This is a genomic window from Agrococcus sediminis (assembly GCF_007923295.1).
Lineage (GTDB): Bacteria > Actinomycetota > Actinomycetes > Actinomycetales > Microbacteriaceae > Agrococcus > Agrococcus sediminis.
In genome coordinates this window covers 81,141-98,071 of sequence record NZ_VOIR01000016.1, presented here as the reverse complement: position 1 = coordinate 98,071, position 16,931 = coordinate 81,141, and the positions used below count along the sequence as shown (strand labels likewise).

15 protein-coding genes are annotated in these 16,931 nt (G+C 72.1%); 11 read left to right on the top strand and 4 right to left on the bottom strand.

What is annotated here, in order from left to right:
* Positions 1 to 42: 42 nt before the first annotated feature.
* The 6 genes from lspA to FQ330_RS11050 all read left to right on the top strand — a co-directional run bounded on the left by lspA (position 43) and on the right by FQ330_RS11050 (position 8,212).
* Positions 43 to 576: a signal peptidase II gene (gene lspA, locus FQ330_RS11075; RefSeq protein WP_225792827.1), complete on the top strand. Its 534-nt coding sequence runs from the start codon at positions 43 to 45 to the stop codon at positions 574 to 576.
* Positions 576 to 1,496 (top strand): RluA family pseudouridine synthase, encoded by a 921-nt coding sequence (locus FQ330_RS11070; protein WP_146357558.1) that lies wholly within the window; start codon positions 576 to 578, stop codon positions 1,494 to 1,496. Before lspA ends, FQ330_RS11070 begins: the two co-directional genes overlap by 1 nt.
* A gap of 56 nt (positions 1,497 to 1,552) precedes the next feature.
* Complete coding sequence (gene dnaE / locus FQ330_RS11065; RefSeq protein WP_146357556.1) at positions 1,553 to 5,062, top strand: DNA polymerase III subunit alpha; 3,510 nt, start codon at positions 1,553 to 1,555, stop codon at positions 5,060 to 5,062.
* Positions 5,063 to 5,406: 344 nt separating this feature from the next.
* Positions 5,407 to 6,720, top strand: a complete 1,314-nt coding sequence (gene hisD, locus FQ330_RS11060) for a histidinol dehydrogenase (protein ID WP_146357554.1) — start codon at positions 5,407 to 5,409, stop codon at positions 6,718 to 6,720.
* A complete protein-coding gene (gene nrdR, locus FQ330_RS11055; protein ID WP_146357552.1) occupies positions 6,720 to 7,196 on the top strand; it encodes a transcriptional regulator NrdR in 477 nt (158 codons plus the stop codon). Before hisD ends, nrdR begins: the two co-directional genes overlap by 1 nt.
* Positions 7,193 to 8,212 (top strand): quinone-dependent dihydroorotate dehydrogenase, encoded by a 1,020-nt coding sequence (locus tag FQ330_RS11050; RefSeq protein ID WP_146357550.1) that lies wholly within the window; start codon positions 7,193 to 7,195, stop codon positions 8,210 to 8,212. The genes nrdR and FQ330_RS11050 overlap by 4 nt, the downstream gene beginning before the upstream one ends.
* Before the next feature lie 54 nt (positions 8,213 to 8,266).
* Here FQ330_RS11050 and FQ330_RS11045 read toward each other — a convergent pair whose 3' ends face one another.
* Positions 8,267 to 8,905: a DUF3043 domain-containing protein gene (locus FQ330_RS11045; protein ID WP_146357548.1), complete on the bottom strand. Its 639-nt coding sequence runs from the start codon at positions 8,903 to 8,905 to the stop codon at positions 8,267 to 8,269.
* On the opposite strand from FQ330_RS11045, the gene FQ330_RS11040 reads away from it, so the two are divergent.
* The 5 genes from FQ330_RS11040 to ctaF all read left to right on the top strand — a co-directional run bounded on the left by FQ330_RS11040 (position 8,904) and on the right by ctaF (position 13,913).
* On the top strand, positions 8,904 to 10,331 hold the full coding sequence (locus FQ330_RS11040) for a M20/M25/M40 family metallo-hydrolase (protein ID WP_146357545.1): 1,428 nt from the start codon (positions 8,904 to 8,906) through the stop codon (positions 10,329 to 10,331). The two genes, FQ330_RS11045 and FQ330_RS11040, sit on opposite strands and share 2 nt — an antisense overlap.
* Positions 10,332 to 10,380: 49 nt before the next feature.
* Complete coding sequence (locus FQ330_RS11035) at positions 10,381 to 10,722, top strand: HesB/IscA family protein (protein WP_128188502.1); 342 nt, start codon at positions 10,381 to 10,383, stop codon at positions 10,720 to 10,722.
* Between the two features lie 155 nt (positions 10,723 to 10,877).
* On the top strand, positions 10,878 to 11,780 hold the full coding sequence (gene ctaC / locus FQ330_RS11030) for an aa3-type cytochrome oxidase subunit II (RefSeq protein WP_225792826.1): 903 nt from the start codon (positions 10,878 to 10,880) through the stop codon (positions 11,778 to 11,780).
* The gene (ctaD, locus tag FQ330_RS11025) at positions 11,780 to 13,492 is read left to right on the top strand and encodes an aa3-type cytochrome oxidase subunit I (protein WP_146357543.1); all 1,713 of its coding nucleotides are present in this window, start codon (positions 11,780 to 11,782) and stop codon (positions 13,490 to 13,492) included. The genes ctaC and ctaD overlap by 1 nt, the downstream gene beginning before the upstream one ends.
* Position 13,493: 1 nt before the next feature.
* Entirely contained in the window at positions 13,494 to 13,913 is a 420-nt protein-coding gene (ctaF, locus tag FQ330_RS11020) for an aa3-type cytochrome oxidase subunit IV (protein WP_128188500.1), read from the top strand.
* 55 nt (positions 13,914 to 13,968) lie between these two features.
* On the opposite strand, the gene FQ330_RS11015 is transcribed toward ctaF, so the two are convergent.
* Genes FQ330_RS11015 through FQ330_RS11005 form a run of 3 tightly spaced genes read right to left on the bottom strand, consistent with a single transcriptional unit; the run spans position 13,969 to position 16,929 of the window.
* Positions 13,969 to 15,609 (bottom strand): FAD-binding dehydrogenase, encoded by a 1,641-nt coding sequence (locus tag FQ330_RS11015; protein WP_146357541.1) that lies wholly within the window; start codon positions 15,607 to 15,609, stop codon positions 13,969 to 13,971.
* A gap of 13 nt (positions 15,610 to 15,622) precedes the next feature.
* Positions 15,623 to 16,009 carry a globin gene (locus tag FQ330_RS11010; protein ID WP_146357539.1) on the bottom strand — a complete coding sequence of 129 codons (387 nt, stop codon included), beginning with the start codon at positions 16,007 to 16,009 and terminating at the stop codon, positions 15,623 to 15,625.
* Positions 16,006 to 16,929 (bottom strand): mechanosensitive ion channel family protein, encoded by a 924-nt coding sequence (locus FQ330_RS11005; protein WP_146357537.1) that lies wholly within the window; start codon positions 16,927 to 16,929, stop codon positions 16,006 to 16,008. The genes FQ330_RS11010 and FQ330_RS11005 overlap by 4 nt, the downstream gene beginning before the upstream one ends.
* Positions 16,930 to 16,931: the final 2 nt, after the last annotated feature.

Here is a 16,931-nt window from a genome sequence, read left to right as displayed (position 1 = left end):
ACTGCGGTCCGGAGCACGACGGCCTGGCGGATGCTGGGCCTCGTGCTCGGGACCGCAGTCGTCGTCTGGGTGGCCGACTTCCTCTCGAAGGAGTGGGTCATCGCCGAGATGGCCGAGGGGGAGCGCCGCGCCGTGCTCGGCGAGCTGCTCCAGTGGCACTTCGTGCGCAACCCCGGTGCGGCGTTCTCGCTCGCGGCCGGCTCCACCTGGATCTTCACGATCCTCGCCGGCGTCGTGGTGGTGTTCATCGCCACCCAGCTGCGTCGCATCCGCTCGCCCCTGTGGGCGGCCGCGTTCGGCGGCCTGCTCGGCGGCACGGTCGGCAACCTCACCGATCGGCTGACGCGCGAGCCCGGCTTCTTCGTCGGCCACGTCATCGACTTCATCCAGGTCTGGGGCTTCCCGGCGATCTTCAACATCGCCGACATCTTCATCGTGTCGTCGATGATCGGCGTGGTGCTGCTCGTGCTCGCCAACATCGGCCTCGACGGCGTGCGACGCACCGACGAGCCGAAGGCGGCCGCGCGCGAGGACGACCCTGACGCCACGCAGCCGCTCGACCCCGACGACCGCTGATGCAGGAGCGCTTCCTGCAGGTGCCGCCCGGCCTCGACGGCACGCGCGCAGACGCTGGCCTCGCCAAGCTGCTGGGGCTCTCGCGGACCGCGGTCGTCACCATGCTCGACGACGGCGGGGCGCAGCAGGACGGCGCGACGCTCGGGAAGTCCGACCGCCTGCGCGCCGACGCGTGGCTCGACCTGCGCTGGCAGCCTCGCGAGGCGCCCCGCATCGTCGCGACGCCCGTGCCCGACCTCGGCATCGTGCACGACGACGCCGACATCGTCGTCGTCGACAAGCCCGCCGGCGTCGCCGCGCACCCGAGCGGGGGCTGGCAGGGCCCGACGGTCGTCGGCGCGCTCGCGGCAGCCGGCTTCCAGATCGCCACCTCCGGGGCCGCCGAGCGGCAGGGCGTCGTGCACCGGCTCGACGCCGGCACGAGCGGCCTGATGGTGGTCGCGAAGAGCGAGCGCGCCTACAGCGACCTGAAGGCGGCGTTCCACGACCGCGAGGTCGAGAAGGTCTACCACGCGGCGGTGCAGGGGCACCCCGACCCGCTGTCGGGCACGATCGACGCGCCGATCGGCCGCCACCCGGGCAGCGAGTGGAAGTTCGCCGTCGTCTCGAGCGGCAAGCACGCGATCACCCACTACGAGACGCTCGAGGCGTTCCGCGGCGGTAGCCTGCTCGAGGTGCACCTCGAGACGGGGCGCACGCACCAGATCCGCGTCCACATGGCCGCCCGGCGCCACCCCTGCATCGGCGACACCATGTACGGCGCCGACCCGACGGTCGCCGCCCGGCTCGGCCTCGAGCGGCAGTGGCTGCACGCGAAGCGGCTCGGCTTCCGGCACCCGGGCTCCGGCGAGCAGGTGGTCTTCGAGTCGCCCTACCCGGCCGACCTCGCGCGGGCGCTCGAGATCCTCCGCGAGGACTGATCCTGCCGCCGCGCCCGGCTCGGCGCGTGGGCCCCCGCCCGTAGGATCGAGGGGCCATGGCAGACTCCTTCGCGCACCTCCACGTCCACACCGAGTACTCCATGCTCGACGGCGCAGCTCGCATCACCGAGCTCATGCAGGCCGTGCAGCAGGAGGGCATGCCGGCGGTCGCGATGACCGACCACGGCAACGTGTTCGGCGCCTACGAGTTCTGGCGCGCGGCGAAGGCGCAGGGCGTCAAGCCCATCATCGGCACCGAGGCGTACATCACGCCCGGCACCCACCGCTCCGACAAGACGCGCGTCAAGTGGGGCGGCAGCGACGCCGCGCCCGGCGACGACGTCTCGGGCGGCGGCGCGTACACGCACATGACGCTCCTGGCCGAGAGCAACGAGGGGCTCGCCAACCTCTTCCGCCTCTCCTCCTACGCGTCGATGGAGGGCTTCTACTTCAAGCCGCGCATGGACCGCGAGCTGCTCGAGCGGCACGCGAAGGGCCTCATCGCGACCACCGGCTGCCCCTCCGGCGAGGTGCAGACCCGCTTGCGGCTCGGCCAGTTCGACCTCGCGATGGATGCGGCGGCGAGCTACCGCGACCTCTTCGGCGCCGAGAGCTACTTCCTCGAGATCATGGACCACGGGCTCGAGATCGAGCGCCGCGTGCGCGACGGGCTGCTCGAGATCGGCAAGCGGCTCGGACTGCCGCTGCTGGCCACCAACGACCTGCACTACACGCACGCCGCCGACGCCAAGAGCCACGAGGCGCTGCTGTGCGTGCAGTCCGGCTCCACGATGGACGACCCGAACCGCTTCCGGCTCGAGGGCGGCGGCTACTACGTGAAGTCGGCCGCCGAGATGCGCCACCTCTTCCGCGACCTCGACGGCGCGTGCGACAACACCCTGCTCGTCGCCGAGCGCTGCTCGGTCGAGTTCGACGAGTCGGCCAACTACATGCCCCGGTACCCCGTGCCCGAGGGCCACACCGAGGACACCTGGTTCCGCCACGAGGTCGCGGTCGGCCTCGAGCGCCGCTACCCGGGCGGCGTCCCCGAGCGCGTGCAGCAGCAGGCGAACTACGAGATGGACGTCATCTCGAACATGGGGTTCCCCGGCTACTTCCTCGTCGTCGCCGACTTCATCAACTGGGCGAAGGACAACGGCATCCGCGTGGGGCCCGGCCGCGGCTCCGGCGCCGGCTCCATGGCCGCCTACGCGATGCGCATCACCGACCTCGACCCGCTCGAGCACGGCCTCATCTTCGAGCGCTTCCTCAACCCCGACCGCGTCTCGATGCCCGACTTCGACATCGACTTCGACGACCGTCGCCGCCCCGAGGTCATCCGCTACGTCACCGAGAAGTACGGCTCGGAGCGCGTCGCCCAGATCGTCACCTACGGCACGATCAAGTCCAAGCAGGCACTGAAGGACGCATCCCGCGTGCTCGGCTTCCCGTTCGGCATGGGCGAGCGGCTCACGAAGGCGATGCCGCCCGCGGTCATGGGCAAGGACATCCCGCTCTCGGGCATCTTCGACTCGTCCCACGAGCGCTACAAGGAGGCCGGCGACCTCCGCGCGCTCATCGAGACCGACGCCGAGGCGAAGACCGTCTTCGAGACCGCCCGCGGGCTCGAGAATCTCAAGCGGCAGTGGGGCGTGCACGCGGCGGGCGTGATCATGTCGTCCGAGCCGCTCATCGACATCATCCCGATCATGAAGCGCGAGCAGGACGGCGCGATCATCACGCAGTTCGACTACCCCGCGTGCGAGGCGCTCGGCCTCATCAAGATGGACTTCCTGGGGCTGCGCAACCTCACGATCGTCTCCGACGCGCTCGACAACATCCGCGCCAACCGCGGCGAGGAGCTCGACCTCGAGACCCTGCCGCTCGACGACCGCGGCGCGTACGAGCTGCTCGGCCGCGGCGACACGCTCGGCGTCTTCCAGCTCGACGGCGGACCGCTGCGCTCGCTGCTGCGCCTCATGAAGCCCGACTCGTTCGGCGACATCTCGGCCGTCATCGCCCTCTACCGGCCCGGCCCCATGGGCGCCGACTCGCACACCAACTACGCGCTGCGCAAGAACGGCCTGCAGCCGATCACGCCCATCCACCCCGAGCTCGAGGAGCCGCTCGCCGACATCCTCGACGAGAGCTACGGCCTCATCATCTACCAGGAGCAGGTGATGGCGGTCGCGCAGAAGGTCGCCGGCTACACGCTCGGCCAGGCCGACATCCTGCGGCGCGCGATGGGCAAGAAGAAGAAGGCCGAGCTCGACAAGCAGTTCGAGGCGTTCTCCGGCGGCATGCGGGAGCGCGGCTACTCGGCCGCCGCCGTCAAGGCGCTGTGGGACATCCTGCTGCCCTTCTCCGACTACGCCTTCAACAAGGCGCACTCCGCCGCCTACGGCGTCATCTCCTACTGGACCGCCTACCTGAAGGCCCACTACCCGGCCGAGTACATGGCGGCGCTGCTGACGAGCGTCGGCGACTCCAAGGACAAGATGGCGATCTACCTGTCGGAGTGCCGGCGGATGGGCATCACGGTGCTGCCGCCCGACGTCAACGAGTCGTCGCTCTACTTCACGGCCGTCGGCGACGACATCCGCTTCGGCCTCGGCGCCGTGCGCAACGTCGGCGAGGGCGTGGTCGACGGCATCATCGCCGCGCGCACGCGCGAGGGCGCCTACACGTCGTTCCACGACTTCCTGAAGAAGGTGCCGCTCGGCGTCGCCAACAAGCGCACCGTCGAGTCGCTCATCAAGTCGGGCGCCTTCGACAGCCAGGGGGCGACGCGGCGCGCGATGCTCGAGATCCACGAGGATGCGGTCGACGCGGCCGTCTCGATCAAGCGCAACGAGGCCAACGGCCAGGTCGACCTCTTCGGCGACATCTTCGACGACCTCGACACGGTCGCCGACCGGGTGCCCGACCGGCCGGAGTGGGGCAAGCGCGACAAGCTCGCGTTCGAGCGCGAGATGCTCGGCCTGTACGTCTCCGACCACCCGCTCGCGGGCCTCGAGCTCGAGCTCGCGAAGCACGCGACGCATCAGATCCAGGACCTCGCCGAGACCGCCGAGGACGGCGACACCGTCACGCTCGCGGGCCTCATCACGAGCGTGCAGCACCGCGTCGCGCGCAACTCCGGCAACCAGTACGGCATCTTCGCGCTGCAGGACTTCGGCGGCGAGCTCGAGGTGATGGTGCTCGGCAAGTCCTACACGGAGTTCCGCACGAGCCTGCAGCCCGACCAGGTGGTCGTGGTGCGGGGCCGGGTGCGCACGCGCGACGACGGCTTCACGGTGCACGCGAACAGCATCGACACGCCGGATGTCCAGCCGGTCGACGAGACGCGGCCGCTCGAGCTGCGCATCCCCGAGCGCCGCGCGTCAATGACGGTCATGCGCGAGCTGCGCGGCCTGCTCGAGCGGCACTCCGGGCCGACCGACGTGCGCCTGGCGCTCGAGCGGCCGGAGGTCGAGCGGGTGTTCTCGCTGCCGCAGCGGGTGCGCGTCTCGAGCGACCTCTTCGGCGAGATCAAGTCGCTGCTGGGCCCCGCCTCGATCGCCTGATCCGCCCGCCGCCCGCTTGGAGCGGCGCCTCCCGCGGTCGAGTGGCGCCTCCGGAGAACGAGTGGCGCCTCCGGAGAACGAGTGGCGCCTCGCGTGATCGAGTGGCGGCTCGCGCGATCGAGTGGCGGCGACCGCAGGCGGCGCCACTCGATGTCGTGCGGCGCCATCCGATGTTGCGCCGCGCCACTCGATGTTGCGCCGCGCCACTCGATGCTGCGAGGCGCCACTCGATGTTGCGCCGCGCCACTCGATGCTGGGAGGCGCCACTCGATCGCCGCGCGCGGCGCGCGGGGAGGGGGAGCGGGGCGCGGCGGGCGCGGCGCCGTCGCCGTACGATGGAGGCCATGCTCCGACGACTCGACCTGACGACGCTGCCCGACGAGCACGAGCTGCGCGCGCTGCTGCCGCGACCCGCCGTCGACGTCGATCGCGCGCTGCCGGCCGCCCAGGAGCTCATCGCCGACGTGCGCGAGCGCGGCGCCGAGGCCCTGGCCGCGCAGGCCGAGCGCTTCGACGGCGTGCGCCCCGCCGAGCTGCGGGTGCCCGCGGCCGCGCTCCAGGAGGCGCTCGCCGCGCTCGACCCGGCGGTGCGCGCGGCGCTCGAGACCGCGATCGAGCGCGTGCGGATCGGCTCCGCCGCGCAGGTGCCGCCGCCGACCGCCGTCGAGCCCGCGCCGGGCGCCGCGGTCGAGCTGCGCTGGCAGCCCGTCGACCGCGTCGGCCTGTACGTGCCCGGCGGCAAGGCCGTCTACCCGTCGAGCGTCGTCATGAACGTGGTCGCCGCGCAGGCCGCCGGCGTCCGCTCGATCGCCGTCGCGAGCCCCGCGCAGGCCGAGCACGACGGGCTGCCGCACCCGACCATCCTCGCCGCGTGCGCGCTGCTCGGCGTCGACGAGGTCTACGCGATGGGCGGCGCCGGCGCGGTCGGCGCCTTCGCCCACGGCGTGCCCGGCATCGGGCTCGCACCCGTCGACGTCGTCACGGGCCCCGGCAACGTCTTCGTCGCCGCGGCCAAGCGCGCGGTCGCCGGCAGCGTCCGCGTCGACTCGGAGGCTGGGCCCACCGAGATCCTCGTGATCGCCGACGGCACCGCCGACGCCGAGCTCATCGCCGCCGATCTCGTCAGCCAGGCCGAGCACGACGAGCTCGCGAGCGCCGTGCTCGTCACCGACGACGCCGCGCTCGCCGACCGCGTCGACGAGGCCGTCGCGCGCCGCGCCGCCGCCACGGCGGCGAGCGCCCGCGTCGGCGCCTCGCTCGCGGGCGAGCAGTCGGCGATCGTGCTCGTCGCCGACCTGGACGCCGCCGCGCGGGTGAGCGACGCGTACGCGCCCGAGCACCTCGAGATCATGACGGCCGACGACGACGCCGTGCTCGCACGCATCCGCCACGCCGGAGCGATCTTCCTCGGCGCGCACACGCCGGTCAGCCTCGGCGACTACGCCGCCGGCTCCAACCACGTGCTGCCGACCGGCGGCCAGGCGCGGCGCGTCGCCGGCCTCGGGGCCGCGACGTTCCTCCGCCCCCAGCAGGTCGTGCGCTACGACCGCGCGGCGCTCGCCGCGGTGCGGGCCGACGTGGTCGCGCTCGCCGCCGCCGAGGGCCTGCCCGCGCACGGCGAGGCCATCGAGGCGCGCTTCGAGGCGGGGGAGGCCTGATGCACTGCCCCTTCTGCCGCAACCCCGACTCCCGCGTCGTCGACTCCCGCACGAGCGACGACGGCACCTCCATCCGCCGCCGGCGCCAGTGCACCGAGTGCGGCCGCCGCTTCACCACCACCGAGACGGCGAGCCTGTCGGTCGTGAAGCGCTCCGGCGTGCTCGAGCCGTTCCGCCGCGAGAAGGTCATCGAGGGCGTCCGGAAGGCCGTGCGCGGCCGGCCCGTCACCGACGCCGACCTCGCCGGCGTCGCGCAGGCGGTCGAGGAGACGATCCGCGCGACCGGCGCGAGCCAGATCGACGCGAACGAGATCGGCCTCGCGGTGCTGCCGCCGCTGCGCGAGCTCGACGAGGTGGCCTACCTGCGGTTCGCGAGCGTCTACAACGCCTTCGACTCGCTCGACGACTTCGAGGCCGCCATCCGGGCCCTGCGCGAGGATCAGGCGCACGCCGTCGACGCGGAGGAGGAGCGATGACCGCGTACGACCAGCTCTTCCGGCACGGCTTCCGCCACGTCGACCCCGAGCGGGCGCACCACCTCGGCGCGGCCGCCATCCGGGCGATCGGGCTCGCGCACCCCGGTGTGCGCACCGACCCGGCGCTCCGCACCCGCGCCCTCGGCCGCGAGCTGCCGACGCCGTTCGGCATCGCGGCCGGCTTCGACAAGGACGCGACGATGATCGCGGGCCTCGGCGCGCTCGGCTTCGGCCACGTCGAGGTGGGCACGATCACGGCGCGCCCGCAGCCGGGCAACGACCGGCCGCGCCTGTTCCGGCTCGTCGACGACCGAGCGCTCATCAACCGGATGGGCTTCAACAACCAGGGAGCGGCGGTCGCCGCCGAGCGCATCGCCGTCGCCCGCGAGGCGCGCTCGCGCCCCGTGATCGGCGTCAACATCGGCAAGAGCCGCGTGGTCGACGCCGACGACACCGCCGCGGTCGAGCGCGACTACCTGCACTCGGCGCGCCTGCTCGCACCGGTCGCCGACTACTTGGCCGTCAACGTCTCCTCCCCGAACACGCCCGGCCTGCGCGGCCTGCAGGAGACGCGCGTGCTCGAGCCGCTGCTCGCGGCGATCCGCGCCGAGGCCGGCGACGTGCCGGTGCTCGTGAAGATCGCGCCCGACCTCGACGACGAGCAGGTCGAGGGCATCGCCGCGCTCGCCGAGCGCCTGGCGCTCGCGGGCGTCATCGCCACGAACACCACCATCCGGCGCGACGGTCTCGTGAGCGATGCGGATGCGGTGGCGCGCGCAGGCGCGGGCGGGCTGTCGGGCCCGCCGGTGGCCGCGCGGTCGCTCGCGGTGCTGCGCCTGCTGCGCGCGGCGCTGCCCGCTGGCGTCGACGTGATCTCGGTCGGCGGCGTGGAGACCGCCGCGCAGGTGCGCGAGCGGCTCGACGCCGGCGCCGCGCTCGTGCAGGGCTACACCGGCTTCATCTACCGCGGGCCGGGCTGGGCGCGCGAGATCAACGCGGGGCTGCTCGCGACGTAGCGCTCGCGCTCCCGCTCGCGCGCAGGGGTGAGGCGGCGGCTCGCGCCGCAGCGCTCACTCCGGCTGCTGGAAGAGCTTGGTCTTGGGCTTCGGCATGCGCATGAACGGCAGCTGCACGGCGCGCATGGTGGCGTACCAGCCGTGGCCCTTCGCGTCCTTCTCGCCGAACTTCGCGCGCAGCGCGCGACGCAGCTGCCACGCCATCACGACCGAGTCGAGCACGACGACGGCGACGAAGCCCCACAGCACGAGGTTGGCGATGAGGCGCCACTGCGGGTCGTTGACGAACGTCATGACGAGCACGACGATCATCATCGGCATCGCGGCGGTGCCGATCGAGAGGCGGGCGTCGACCCAGTCGCGCACGTAGCGCCGCACCGGACCCTTGTCGCGCGCCGGCAGGTACTTCTCGTCGCCGGACTCGAAGCCGCGGCGAGCCTTCTCGCGCTCGCTGCGCATCTTCTCCTGCACCTGGCGCCGCGCCTCCTTGCGGTCCTCGGGGACGAGGGGGCGGCGGTTGCGGGCGACCTGCTCCGACTGCTTCGGCGTGCGACGCACCTCGGTCCCCGGCTGGGGCTGCTTGCTGGCGTCGGAGCGGCTGAACAGCGGCACGTGGAGGTCCTTCTCGCTGGGGGCTGGATCGACCCATCCTACCGCCGCCGCCCTCCCGCCGACGCCTAGGATCGTGCGCATGACTGCTTCCCCCGCTGACTCCCTCCCCGCGCGCCCGGGCGCCGAGCTCTCCGAGCGCGACCGGGCCGTCCTCGCCGCCGTCCATGCCGGCTTCGACCGCGCCGTCGACGACCTGAAGGCGCTCGTGCGCATCCCGAGCGTGTCGTGGGACGCCTACGACGCGGCGCACGTGCAGGCGAGCGCGGAGGCGGTGGCCGCCCTCGCGGAGGGGACGGGCGTGTTCGAGCGCGTCTCGATCGAGCGCGCCCCGATCGGCGACACCGACGAGCTCGGCCAGCCGGCGGTGCTCGCGACCCGACCCGCCCGCGCCGGCCGCCCGTCGATCCTGCTCTACGCCCACCACGACGTGCAGCCCTGGGGCGACGAGGCCCTGTGGCGCACGCCGCCGTTCGAGCCGACCGAGATCGACGGGCGCCTCCACGGCCGCGGCGCCTCCGACGACAAGGCGGGCGTCATCGCGCACATCGCCGCGATCCGCGCGCTCGCCGAGGTCGTCGAGCCCGAGGTGGGCCTCGCGCTGTTCATCGAGGGGGAGGAGGAGCACGGCTCGCGCTCCTTCCAGCGCTTCCTCGAGCAGCACGCCGAGGCGCTCGAGGCCGACGTGATCGTCGTGGCCGACAGCGACAACTGGTCGACCGAGGTGCCGTCGCTCACCGTGGCGCTCCGCGGCAACGTCGCGCTCAACGTGCGCATCACGACGCTCGGCCACGCGAGCCACTCCGGCATGGTCGGCGGCGCGGTGCCCGACGCGATGATGGCGTTCTCGAAGCTCGCCGCGACCCTCTGGCACGACGACGGCTCGGTCGCCATCGAGGGCCTCACCGAGGCCGACCTCGACGTCCCCGAGCAGTCGGAGGAGCACCTGCGCGCCGAGGCGGCGCTGCTCGACGGCGTGCAGCTCGTCGGCACCGGCCCGCTGCTGGCGCGCCTCTGGGCCAAGCCGTCGGCGACGATCACCGGGGTCGACGCGCCCAGCGTGCCCGACGCATCCAACACCATCCTCCCGACGATGCGGTTCCGCCTCTCGACGCGCATCGCGCCCGGCCAGTCGGCCGCCGACGCCTTCGCGGCGATCGAGCGCCACCTGCGCGCGCACGCCCCGTTCGGCGCGCACATCGAGCTCGACAGCATCGACCTCGGAGACCCTTTCCTCGTCGACGCGAGCGGCTGGGGCGCGACCGAGGCCAAGCGGGCGATGGCGGATGCGTGGGGCGCGGAGGCGGTCGAGACCGGCATCGGCGGCTCCATCCCGTTCATCGCCGACCTCGTCGCGCAGTTCCCCGGCGCGCAGATCCTGGTGACGGGCGTCGAGGACCCGGGCACGATGGCGCACAGCCCCAACGAGTCGCAGCACCTCGGCGTGCTGCGGCGCGCGATCGGCGCGGAGGCGCTGCTGCTCGCGCGGGCCGGCGACCGCGCGGAATAGACTGGACGGGTCGGGCGTTGCCCCGACGGAGACCGGAGAGGAGCCGCAGATGACCGATCTCGCGACCCATGGCGTCATGCTCACGGAGACGGCCGCCGACAAGGTGCGCCGCCTGCTCGACCAGGAGGGCAGGGACGACCTGCGCCTGCGCGTGGCCGTGCAGCCCGGCGGATGCTCGGGGCTGATCTACCAGCTCTACTTCGACGAGCGGAAGCTCGACGGCGACGTCGTGCGCGACTTCGACGGCGTCGAGGTCATCGTCGACCGCATGAGCGTGCCCTACCTCGACGGCTCGACCATCGACTTCGAGGACTCGATCCAGAAGCAGGGCTTCACGATGGACAACCCCAACGCGCAGGGCAGCTGCGCGTGCGGCGACTCCTTCCACTAGGCCGCGCGAGCAGCCCGCCGCGACACGCCGCCGATCCCTTGGGATCGGCGGCGTCGTCGCGTTCCAGGGGCGCCTCGGAGGCGCGTGGCAGGAGCCTGAGCGCCCTCTGTGGGTACTAGGATCGAGGTGACTGCTCACCGACTCGGAGGAAGACATTGCGCAATCGTCGATCTCGTTGGATCGCCGCCCCGGTCGCGGTGGTCGCCGCCCTCGCGCTCGCCGGCTGCACGCAGGCGCAGCTGCAGGGGTGGATGCCGAGCGAGCCGGGTCTGACGAACCACGTCGACCGGATCATGGGCCTGTGGACGACCTCCTGGATCGTGCTGCTGGGCGTCGGCATCGTCACGTGGGGCCTCATGATCTGGGCCGCGATCGCGTACCGCCGCCGCAAGGGCCAGACTGGCCTGCCGGTGCAGCTGCGGTACCACATGCCGATCGAGATCTTCTTCACGATCGTCCCCGTGATCCTCGTCGCCGGCTTCTTCGCGTTCACGGCGCGCGACCAGGCGATCATCGAGGAGCCGATCGACGACCCCGACTACTCGCTCACCGTCTACGGCAAGCGCTGGGCGTGGGACTTCGTCTACGAGCGCGACGGCCAGGACCCGGTCTACTACCAGGGCATCCAGGCGCAGAACGACCCTGAGTCGAACCTCATCGACGCGAGCTCGCTCCCGACGCTGTACCTCCCGACGAACTCCACGATCGAGATCACGCTCGAGTCGCGCGACGTCGCCCACTCCTTCTGGGTCGTCGAGTTCCTCTACAAGAAGGACATGCTCCCGGGCGTCACGAACCACATGTACTTCGAGACCGGCGATCAGGAGGGCGTGTACCGCGGCAAGTGCGCCGAGCTCTGCGGCGAGTACCACTCGCTCATGCTCTTCAACGTCGAGCTCGTGAGCCCCGAGGAGTACGACGCCTACCTCGAGAGCCTCGAGGCCGAGGGCAACGTCGGCGCCATCGACGAGTCGGTCAACCCGTTCACGGGCGACGACAGCATCGACCCTGGCCGCGACGAGAGCGTTGACACCACCAACGAAGGCGAGGACGACTGATGACCGCCACGGCGACGCGCCCCGCGATCAGCCGCAGCGCTGAGCGCAAGGGCAACACGCTGGTCAAGTGGATCACCTCCACCGACCACAAGACGATCGGGTACCTGTACCTCGGCACCTCGTTCCTCTTCTTCCTCCTCGGCGGCGTCATGGCGCTGCTCATCCGCGCGCAGCTCTTCGCGCCGGGCCTCGAGGTCGTGCCCACGGAGGAGCAGTACAACCAGCTCTTCACGATGCACGGCACGATCATGCTGCTGATGTTCGCGACGCCGCTCTTCGCCGGCTTCGCCAACGTGCTCATGCCGCTGCAGATCGGCGCGCCCGACGTCGCGTTCCCGCGCCTCAACGCCCTCGCGTACTGGCTGTTCACCTTCGGCTCGCTCATCGCGATCGGCGGCTTCCTGACGCCGCAGGGTGCGGCCTCGTTCGGCTGGTTCGCCTACACGCCGCTGAGCACCACCGCGTTCTCGCCGGGCATCGGCGGCCACCTCTGGGTGCTGGGCCTCGCGCTGTCGGGCTTCGGCACGATCATGGGCGGTGTCAACTTCATCACCACGATCATCACGATGCGCGCGCCCGGCATGACGATGTTCCGCATGTCGATCTTCACGTGGAACGTGCTCATCACCTCGCTGCTCGTGATCATCGTCTTCCCGGTGCTCGCGGCGGCCATGTTCGGCCTCGCGATCGACCGCATCTTCGGCGGTCACATCTTCGACCCTGCCAACGGCGGCGCCGTGCTCTGGCAGCACCTGTTCTGGTTCTTCGGGCACCCCGAGGTGTACATCATCGCGCTGCCGTTCTTCGGCATCATCTCCGAGGTCATCCCGGTCTTCTCGCGGAAGCCGATCTTCGGCTACAACACGCTCGTCGGAGCGACGATCTCCATCGCCGCGCTGTCGGTGACGGTGTGGGCGCACCACATGTACGTCACGGGCACCGTGCTGCTGCCGTGGTTCTCGCTCATGACGATGCTCATCGCGGTGCCGACCGGCGTGAAGATCTTCAACTGGATCGGCACGATGTGGCGCGGCTCGATCACGTGGGAGTCTCCCATGCTGTGGGCGTTCGGCTTCCTCGTCACGTTCACCTTCGGCGGCCTGACGGGCGTGATCCTCGCGTCGCCGCCGCTCGACTTCGCCATCTCCGACACCTACTTCGTGGTCGCGCACTTCCACTACGTCGTCTTCGGCACGGTCGTGTTCGCGATGTTCTCGGGCTTCTACTTCTGGTGGCCCAAGTGGACCGGCAAGATGCTGAACGACCGCCTCGGCCACGTGCACTTCTGGATGCTGTTCATCGGCTTCCACATGACGTTCCTGGTGCAGCACTGGCTGGGTGTCATCGGCATGCCGCGCCGGTACTACACGTACCTGGCGGAGGACGGCTTCACGTGGATGAACCAGCTGTCGACCGTGGGCGCCATGCTCCTCGGCCTCTCGATGGTGCCGTTCCTCTGGAACGTGTGGATCACGGCCCGCACCGCGCCGCGCGTGACCGTCGACGACCCGTGGGGCACCGGCCGCTCGCTCGAGTGGGCGACGAGCTGCCCGCCGCCGCGGCACAACTTCCACGCCATCCCGCGCATCCGCTCGGAGTCGCCGGCGTTCGACCTGCACCACCCGAACGCGGGCCCGCAGTACGGCGTCGGACCGCTGAAGGACGCCCCGAACCGACCCGTGGTCGACCTGCAGAAGGACGAGGTCCGCTGACATGCGCTCGAACATCGTCATCCTGACCATCATCGCCGTCTTCTTCTACCTGTGCGCCGCCGTCTACACGGTCTGGCACATGGGCTCCTACGACGGCCGCATCGAGTGGGCCGGGACGCTGGGCATGGCGCTCGTGGGCGTGATGTGCACGCTCATCGCCTTCTACCTCGTGCTCGTGCACCGCGGCCAGCACGGCGAGCTCGCGATGGACCGCCTCGACGCCGAGCTCGACGAGGACGACCCCGACCAGGGGCACTACTCGCCGTGGAGCTGGTGGCCGATCGCGCTCGCCGGCGCCCTCGCGGTGATGTTCCTGTCGCTCGCAGGCCCCACGTTCCTCATCCCCATCGGCGCGGGCCTGCTGGCCATCGTCATGGTCGGCTGGGTGTACGAGTACTACCGCGGCAACTTCAGCCGCTGACGACCCGACAGGAGCGCCCCGTCCCGAGCGGACGGGGCGCTCTGCCGTCCGCGCCTCAGACCGCGCGGCCGGCGCGGAGGCCGGTGTGCAGGCAGCCGCCGAGGAAGGTGCCCTCGAGCGCCCGGTAGCCGTGCACGCCGCCGCCGCCGAAGCCGGCCGCCTCGCCCACGGCGAAGAGGCCGGGCACCGGCGCGCCGTCGGCGCCGAGCGCGCGCGAGTCGAGGTCGGTCTGGATGCCGCCGAGGGTCTTGCGGGTGAGGGTGCGCAGGCGCACGGCGATGAGCGGCCAGTGGCGCTCGTCGAGGATGCGGTGCGGCGCCGCGGTGCGCACGAGCCGGTCGCCGACGTACTCGCGGGCGCGGCGGATCTCGACCGCCTGCGGATCGTGGGAGGCGGGATCGGCGACGGCCGCGTCGCGCTCCTCGATCGCCGCGACGACGGCGGCCCGGTCGAGCGCGCCGTCGCCGCCGAGCCGCTCCATGCCGTCGAGCAGCTCGGTGAGGCTGCCGGCGACGACGAAGTCCTCGCCGTGGTCGAGGAACGCCTGCACCGGTGCGGGCGCGCCCGGCAGCACCCGCTGCAGCAGGCGCGGGATGCTCCTGCCGGTCAGGTCGGGGTTCTGCTCGGAGCCCGAGAGCGTGAACTCCTTCTCGACGATCGACTGCGTGAGCACGAACCACGAGTGCTCGGCGCCGACGGAGCGCAGGTGCTCGAGCGTCGCGAGCGTGTCGAAGCCGGGGTAGTTGGGGGAGGGCAGCCGGTGGCCCCGGTGGTCGAGCCAGAGGCTCGAGGGCCCGGGGAGGATGCGGATGCCGTGGTCGGGCCAGATCGGATCCCAGTTGGCGATGCCCTCGGTGTAGTGCCACATCCGGTCCTCGTTCACGAGCCGCGCGCCCGCGTCGACGGCGAGCCGGAGCCCGGAGCCGTCGACGTGCAGCGGCACGCCGCGCACCGCCTGGCGCGGCGCCGCGCCGAGGCGCGCGGGCCAGAGCGCCCGCACCCGCTCGAGCTCGCCGCCGATGCCGCCCGTCGCGACCACCACCGACTCGGCGCGCACCTCGAAGGCACCGATGGCCTCCCGGCTCGACGGCTCGCCGCGCACCGTCAGGTCGTCGGCCAGCCGGTCGCCGGCGACGCCGACGACCCGGCCGTCCTCGACGAGCAGGCGCGTCGCGCGGTGCCGGAAGGAGAGGCGCGCGCGCCCGTCGGCGCCGGCGTCGCGCAGCCGGCGCGTGAAGGGCGCGACGACGCCGGGGCCGGTGCCCCAGACGATGTGGAAGCGCGGCACGGTGTTGCCGTGGCCCCCGGGCGTGCGGGCGCCGCGCTCGGCGTGCCCGACGACGGGGAAGAGGCGCACGCCGAGCGAGCGCAGCCAGGGGGAGAGGTCGCGGTAGGCGAACTCGAGGTAGGCCTCCGCCCACCGCCGGCCCCACGCATCCTCGGCCCGGTCGAAGCCAGCGCTGCGCGCCCAGTCGTCGCGCGCGAGCTCGAGCGAGTCGTGGATGTCGAGGCGGCGCTGCTCGGGGGAGTCGACGAGCAGCAGGCCGCCGAACGACCAGAACGCCTGCCCGCCGATCGAGCGGGGGCCCTCCTGCTCGACGATGCGCACCGTGCGGCCGCGGTCGAGCGCCTCGCACGCGGTGACGAGGCCGGCGAGGCCCGCTCCGATGACGACGACGTCCTCTGCTGCGGCCACGGCGGTCTCCTTCTCAGCGGATGAGCGGGTTGCGGTTGAGCATCGCCGTCGCGGCGCGCTCGAAGTAGTCGTCGAGCTCGGCGCGGTGCAGCGGCGCGGGGTCGACCACGTCGAGCGCGCCGCGCATGCACGCGAGCCACCGCTCGCGCGCGTCGGGGTCGACGGGGAACGGCGCGTGGCGCATGCGCAGCCGCGGGTGCCCGCGCTGCTCGCTGTAGGCCGTCGAGCCGCCCCAGTACTGCTCGAGGAACATGCGGAAGCGATCCTCGGCGCCGGCTCGGTCGTCCTGCGGGTACATCGGGCGGAGCACGTCGTCCTGCCACACGCGCTCGTAGAACTCGTGCACGAGGCGCGCGAAGAACGGGCTGCCGCCGACGGCGTCGTGGAGGGTCTGCGTCATGCCTGCCCGCCCTTCGGCGGCTGCTCGCCGAGCCCCTGCACGACGACCTTCTGCAGCGACGGCAGCTCGACGCCGAGGTCGTCGAGCCCCGCCTTGACGCGGCGGCGCAGCTCGCGCGCGACGTCGTCCTTCGCGCTCGCGCGGGTCTTCACCACGAGCCGGATGACGACCGCCTCGGCCGACACCGACTCGATGCCCCACGTCTCGGGCTTGTCGATGATGCGGCCGACCCACTCGGGCGACTCGCTCATCTCGGTGGCGACGTCGAGCAGGCGCTGCTCGACCGCGTCGACGTCGGCGTGGTACGGCACGGCCTGGTCGATGATCGCGCGCGCCCAGCCCTGCGACTTGTTGCCGACGCGGACGATCTCGCCGTTGCGCACGTACCAGAGCGTGCCGTGCACGTCGCGCACCTGCGTGACGCGGATGCCGACCGACTCCACGACGCCGGAGGCCTCGCCGAGGTCGACGACGTCGCCGATGCCGAGCTGATCCTCGAACACCATGAACAGGCCGTTCAGGAAGTCCTTGATGACGCCCTGCGCGCCGATGCCGGCGGCGGCGCCGAGGAAGCCCGCCATCGCGACGAGCGACCCGGCGTTCACCCCCAGGATGCTGAGGATCAGGATGAGCGCGAGCGCCGTGATCACCCAGGCGACCATCGTGTTCAGCACGCTGCCGATCGCGCGGGTGCGCTGCACGACGCGCACCTGCGCGAGCGGCGAGCTGCTGAGCGCCTCGGTGTCGGCGGCGTCGGCCCGGCGCTTGACGCCGGTGACGACCTCGTGGACGACGCGGCCGATGACGGCCTTCACGATCCAGAACGCGATGAAGGCGCCGACGACGACCAGCAGCACGCCGATCGGCGCGCCCCAGGTCTGCCACCACTCGCCGAACGAGCTCCAGCTCACGTCACCCACGA